The organism is Hymenobacter agri, from assembly GCF_054778495.1.
Window position 1 is genome coordinate 1 of record NZ_BAAGZM010000262.1, and the last position, 5,677, is coordinate 5,677.

Below are 5,677 nucleotides of genomic sequence, written 5' to 3' on the forward strand. Positions count from 1 at the left end.
GACCGTTCGGCGATATCGGCCACGGTGCCGGCCACCCCGCGGGCGGTGGGCAGGGTGCCGTTCTGGATGATGGCGGCTGGCACGTCGACCCCGCCGTAGCGGGCAAATAGGGCCGCGATTTCCGCCAGCCGGTTCATGCCCATCAGGATGACCGTGGTGACGGTGGGCGTCTGGGCCGCTTCGAGCAGGGCCGTCGATAGTTGCTCGTCGGCCGTGGTGGCCGTCAGCACCCGGAATCCTTCGCTCAGCCCCCGGTGCGTGGCCGGGATGCCCACGCTGCCCGCTGCCGCCACCGCGCTGCTGATGCCCGGCACGTAATCCGTCGCCAGCCCGTGCGCTTCGGCGTACAGCATTTCCTCGCGCCCCCGGCCGAACACGAACGGGTCGCCGCCCTTCAATCGCACCACGTGGCCGTGGCGGTAGGCCTGCTGCACAATCAGGTCGTTGATGCCTTCCTGCGTGTAAGCCTTGAACCCGCTGCGCTTGCCTACGAAAATCAGCGGCACGCCGGGCCGCACGTGTGCTAGCAGGGCATCGTTGGCCAGCGCGTCGTAGAGCACCACGTCGGCTTCGGCCAGAGCCCGCGCGCCGCGCAGCGTCAGCAGCTCCGGGTCGCCGGGGCCCGCGCCCACTACCGTCAGGCGGGGAATGAAAAGGGGGGAATCAGCCATGATACTGGTTGGATTTTAAAGTCTGTAGGGTGCGGGGCTTGGCCCCGCCCGGCGTTAGGGTTACAGTGCTGCGGTTGCCCGGCTCCGTTGTTTCGGCGCGAACGGCGGACGGGGGCAAGCCCCGCACCCTACACCGAATAGCCGGTCAGATGGAAAAAGCGGCCTCGGCCGGCACTTCCTCGGTGAAGTACTCCGGGTCGGTAACCGCTACCAGGCCGGCGGCCAGCGTGGCCCCGGTCTGCTCATCGACGAGGATGAAAGCGCCGGTCACGCGGTTTTGGCGGTACTCATCCACCACCAGCGGCAGGGCGGTTTTCAGGCGTACCCGTACGATGTCGTTGAGTTTGGCCTCATCGGTGCCTTGGCTTTCGAAGGTTTCGATGTTGGTTTTCTGCAGGATGGTCGTCACCGCCGCTTTCACCGTGGCAGAATGGTGCTGCACCAGTAGCTTGCGGCCGGCGCGTAGGGGCCGCTCATCCATCCAGCATAGCGTGGCTTCCAACTCGCGCACCACGGTTGGGTGGGCGGCGGTGGGTACGATGGTATCGCCCCGGCTCACGTCCACGTCGTCGCGCAGGCGCAGCACCACGCCCTGCGGCGCACTGGCAGTGGCCACTTTCTGTTGGTTCACTTCGATGGCCTCAATCACCGTTTCCAGGCCCGAGGGCCAGATGCGCACCCGGTCGCCGGCCTGGTAGGTGCCGCTCTGAATGCGGCCGGCGTAGCCCCGGTAGTCGGGCAGCTCCTCGGTCTGCGGCCGGATGACGTACTGCACCTGGAAGCGCGGCTCGTTGGGGTTAGCATCGGTGGCGGCGGGCAGACTTTCGAGGTGCTCCAGCAGGCTGGGGCCATGGTACCAGGGTAGGAAGTCGGAGCGGCGTACCACGTTGTCGCCGTTCAGGGCGCTGAGCGGAATGGCCACCACGTTCGGTAGCTTCAGTTGCGCGGCAATGACTTGGTAGTCGGCCACGATTTTCTGAAAAATCACTTCCTCGTGGCCCACCAAATCCATCTTGTTCACGGCCAGCACAAAGTGTTGAATGCCCAGCAGTGAGGCCAGCAGCGTGTGCCGCCGGGTTTGCTCAATTACCCCCTGGCGGGCATCCACGAGCACAATGGCGAGGTCGGCGTTGCTCGCGCCAGTCACCATGTTGCGGGTGTACTGCACGTGGCCCGGCGCATCGGTAATGATGAATTTGCGGCGCGGCGTGGTGAAATACTTATGCGCCACGTCGATGGTGATGCCCTGCTCGCGCTCGGCCTTCAGGCCATCGGTGAGCAGCGCCAAATCAACGTCGCCGCCCGCGCTGGCCCGGCGCTTTTCCAGCGTCGCCAGCACGTCGAGCGACACCGAGTCGCTGTCGTAGAGCAGGCGCCCAATCAGCGTGCTTTTGCCGTCGTCGACGCTGCCGCAGGTGATAAATCGGAGAAGGTCCATGGTTGTATTGATTGTGCTGGCGGTGAAACCTCACCCCCGGCCCCTCTCCATGGGGATAGGGGAGCCAGCCGACTTTTTAAATTGATTCTTGATTTCGCCTTGTTTCGTCAGGCTCCCCTCTCCCCGAGGAGAGGGGCGGGGGTGAGGTTTCTGTTAGAAATACCCGTTCCGCTTCCGGTCCTCCATCCCCGTTTCCGAGAGGTTGTCATCGAGGCGGGTGGCGCCGCGCTCGCTCACCTTGGCCAGCAGCAGGTCCTGAATGATGTCGTCGACCGAGACAGCGTCGCTTTCCACGGCGGCCGTGCAGGTCGAGTCGCCCACGGTGCGGAAGCGAACGCGGCGCTGCACGATTTCGTCGGTATCGTCCAGGTTCAGGTGCTCGCTGAAGCCCAATAGCTGGCCGCTGGGCAGTACCACGCACTGCCGCTCGTGCGAGAAGTAAATCTCTGGCAGCTTGATGTTTTCGCGCTGGATGTAGTTCCACACGTCGAGTTCAGTCCAGTTTGAGATGGGGAACACGCGCACGTTTTCGCCCTTCTGAATGCGGCCGTTGTAGATGTTCCACAGCTCCGGGCGCTGGCGTTTGGGGTCCCACTGGCCAAAGTCGTCGCGCACCGAGAAGATGCGCTCCTTAGCCCGGGCCTTCTCCTCGTCGCGTCGCGCCCCGCCGATGCAGGCGTCGAACTCGAACTCCTCAATCACGTCGAGCAGGGTGTAGGTCTGCAGCGGGTTGCGGCTGGGGTACTTGCCGCCCGGCTCGTGCAGGCCGCGCGCCCGAATGGTGTCTTCCACCTTGCGCACAATCAGCTTCTCGCCCAGATGCGCCGCCAGCTCGTCGCGGTAGTCGATGATTTCCTCGAAGTTGTGGCCCGTATCGATGTGTACCAGCGGGAAGGGGAAGCGGCCCGGCCGGAAGGCTTTTTCGGCCAGGCGCGTGAGGGCGATGGAATCTTTGCCGCCCGAAAACAGAAGCGCGGGCCGCTCAAACTGGCCGGCCACTTCCCGAAGAATATGAATGGCTTCGGCCTCCAGGCGGTCGAGGTAATCAAGATAAACAGCGGTTGGCATTGGCGTAGGAAGTCTGGGCCCGAAAAAATCGGGCGAAAGTGATAAACCGGAAGAGGTGGGTGGGATAAGGCCCGCTCGCGGTGCCTTTGGGGAAGGATGGGTGGGGCATTGCCACCAGGTAATTCGGCCGGCCCCTGTAGAGACGCATACTTGCGTCTCCTCGTCGAACAAAATCGGCTAACGACAAGACGCAAGTATGCGTCTCTACAGCAGCTTAAAGGGGTACTCCGCCTAGCTCGGCATTCGCTCCACCACCGGGTCGAGGCCCTGGTGGGCGGCGGTGGCGTGCAGGCCGCACTCCTTGGCGGCGGCATCCTCCCACCACCAGCGGCCGGCCCGGAAGTCCTCGCCCGGCGCAATGGCGCGGGTGCAGGGCGCGCAGCCGATGCTCACGAAGCCTTTGTTGTGCAAGGGGTTAACCGGGATGCCGTGGGCCTGCGCAAAAGCTTCGCACTCGGTCCAGGTCCAGTCGAAGAGCGGGTGCACTTTGATGAGCTGGTGGCCGGCATCCCACTCGGCGGGGTGCATGGTCTGGCGGTTCTGCGACTGCTCGGCGCGGATGCCCGTCACCCACACCTGCTGGCCGGCCAGGGCGCGGCCCAGCGGCTCCACCTTGCGGATGCCGCAGCACTCCTTACGGTTTTCGATGCTCTCGTAGAAGCTGTTGGGGCCTTTTGCAGCAACCAGCGCTTCGAGGGCGGCAGTGTTGGGCGCGAAGACTTCGATGGGCTTTTCGTAGCGCAGCAGGGTCTTGTTCCAAGTCGAGTATGTTTCTTGGAAATTGCGGCCCGTATCGAGCGTGAACACCCGGATGGGTAGGTCGTTTTCGAAGATGAAGTGGCTGATTATCTGGTCTTCCAGGCCAAAGGACGTGGAGAACGACACGCGGCCGGGGAAGTGGTCGGCCAGCAGGGCCAGGGTTTCCGGCACCGAGCACTCGGGCAGGTAGCGGCGCAGGTCAGCGACCTGGCTTTCAAGGGGTAATGCCATGACAGAAGGGGGAGTTTTTTTCCGAGGAAAAAACCAGAAGGGGCCGCGAAGGCCGCAAAAACCCGCTGCGCGTCGCGCAATGAATCAATCACCACAGAAGGGATAGCGGGGTGGCCGCCGCAGCGGCCGCCGGAAGAGAAGCCCTAGTTCAACAACCAGCAATCGTCCCCAGCATAGCGGCCAGGGAACCGGGCATGCAACAACACATTCGGCGCGGGGCGGCGAGGGTGGTGCGGTGCAGGCGAGGATTGGTGGATGTGCTCACGGCGTTTTTTATATGTCAGGACTTGGCACCGTTCCAACGGGTGGGGGTTGCCGGCGTTTCGTCGAGCCTGTCTCTCCGCGCCTCTGTATAAAAATGATTCAGCACCTCTAAACGAGGGTTGCTGGGGCAAATGTAAAAGACGAAAATGCGAAAAGCCAAAATTTTATTTCGCAACCGGCCGAATCTACCGCGTTGCTCGGGGTTTGGCGGCCGTGTTTTTGCCGCGTAATTTGCCGTGCAACCCCGAACCGAACGCCGGGGTCTATGGGTTGCTTAAGCAAATTCAAGCCCTCGTTTTCTGCATGGAAGCTCAGTCCCTTTCCGCCTACGTCGACATCAACGCCCCGCTGGTGGAGCGCTGCCGCCTCAACGACCGCCAGGCCCAGGCCGAGATTTATCGCCGCTACTCCAAGGCCATGTTCAACGCGGCCCTGCGCATCACCGGCGACTACGCCGAGGCCGAGGATGTGCTGCAGGAGTCGTTTTTGAGCGCCTTTCGCGAGCTGAGCGGCTACAAGGGCGACTCCTCGTTTGGCGCCTGGCTGAAGCGCATCGTGGTGAACAAAAGCATCAACTGCCTGCGGCAGCGGCGGCTGGCGCTGGTGCCCCTGGGCGAGCAGCACCACGACGAGCCCGCCGAAGCCGCCCACCATTCGCCCGAAGACGAAGCCGACCTGCACTACCGCGCCGACGTGCTGCGCCGCTGTATTCAGGAGCTGCCCGACGGCTACCGCGTGGTGCTTAGCCTGTACCTGCTCGAAGGCTACGACCACCTCGAAATTGCGGGCATCATGGGCATTTCCGAGTCCACGTCAAAGTCGCAGTACAGCCGGGCCCGGGTGCGCCTGCGCGAGCTGGCGGCCCAGCGCGGCCTGAGCTAAATGTATCTACCGCTCAGTATCAGGCGGTCGGTAGTTCGATTTGCGGCCCGCATCAACTAACCCGCCTGATTCCGAGTACTGCTTACCCCATACCACTACCCATTATTATTTATTTCATCTCACTACCCTTCATCCTTTTTCGCCCGGCCGCGGTTTTCGTATAGCCCCGCGGCCTGCCCTGAACCTGGACGAATCGTGCGTCTGCTACTCATTCATGGATACCCCCAATAATAATTCTCTCGAAAACTTCGTCGAGCGGCACCGCGCCGATTTTGACACCCACGAGCCGCGCCCCGACCTGTGGGCCGCGCTGGAGCAGAAGCTCAACGCCGCGGCCCCGGCCATGCGCCTGAGCGACGAGGCC

General features: G+C 63.1%; 5 protein-coding genes and 1 riboswitch. Of the genes, 1 reads left to right on the forward strand and 4 read right to left on the reverse strand.

The genetic code is table 11. The features are described from left to right. The 4 genes from cobA to ACYVDE_RS13210 all read right to left on the reverse strand — a co-directional run. The coding region (gene cobA, locus ACYVDE_RS13195; RefSeq protein WP_460502010.1) for a uroporphyrinogen-III C-methyltransferase at positions 1 to 671 on the reverse strand (671 nt) is incomplete at its 3' end. 145 nt (positions 672 to 816) lie between these two features. Beyond that, positions 817 to 2,109: a sulfate adenylyltransferase subunit 1 gene (locus ACYVDE_RS13200; protein WP_460502011.1), complete on the reverse strand. Its 1,293-nt coding sequence runs from the start codon at positions 2,107 to 2,109 to the stop codon at positions 817 to 819. A gap of 153 nt (positions 2,110 to 2,262) precedes the next feature. Further along, positions 2,263 to 3,177, reverse strand: a complete 915-nt coding sequence (gene cysD, locus ACYVDE_RS13205; protein WP_460502012.1) for a sulfate adenylyltransferase subunit CysD — start codon at positions 3,175 to 3,177, stop codon at positions 2,263 to 2,265. A gap of 231 nt (positions 3,178 to 3,408) precedes the next feature. Beyond that, positions 3,409 to 4,167: a phosphoadenosine phosphosulfate reductase family protein gene (locus ACYVDE_RS13210; RefSeq protein WP_460502013.1), complete on the reverse strand. Its 759-nt coding sequence runs from the start codon at positions 4,165 to 4,167 to the stop codon at positions 3,409 to 3,411. A gap of 270 nt (positions 4,168 to 4,437) precedes the next feature. Beyond that, positions 4,438 to 4,526, reverse strand: a riboswitch (SAM riboswitch). A gap of 208 nt (positions 4,527 to 4,734) precedes the next feature. On the opposite strand from ACYVDE_RS13210, the gene ACYVDE_RS13215 reads away from it, so the two are divergent. After that, a complete protein-coding gene (locus ACYVDE_RS13215) occupies positions 4,735 to 5,313 on the forward strand; it encodes an RNA polymerase sigma factor (RefSeq protein ID WP_460502014.1) in 579 nt (192 codons plus the stop codon). Positions 5,314 to 5,677: the final 364 nt, after the last annotated feature.

Bases quoted from the DNA above. Each gene is read 5' to 3' on its own strand.
- ACYVDE_RS13200 (WP_460502011.1), bottom strand. From the start codon at position 2,109: ATGGACCTTCTCCGATTTATCACCTGCGGCAGCGTCGACGACGGCAAA.
- cysD (WP_460502012.1), bottom strand. From the start codon at position 3,177: ATGCCAACCGCTGTTTATCTTGATTACCTCGACCGCCTGGAGGCCGAA.
- ACYVDE_RS13210 (WP_460502013.1), bottom strand. From the start codon at position 4,167: ATGGCATTACCCCTTGAAAGCCAGGTCGCTGACCTGCGCCGCTACCTG.
- ACYVDE_RS13215 (WP_460502014.1), top strand. From the start codon at position 4,735: ATGGAAGCTCAGTCCCTTTCCGCCTACGTCGACATCAACGCCCCGCTG.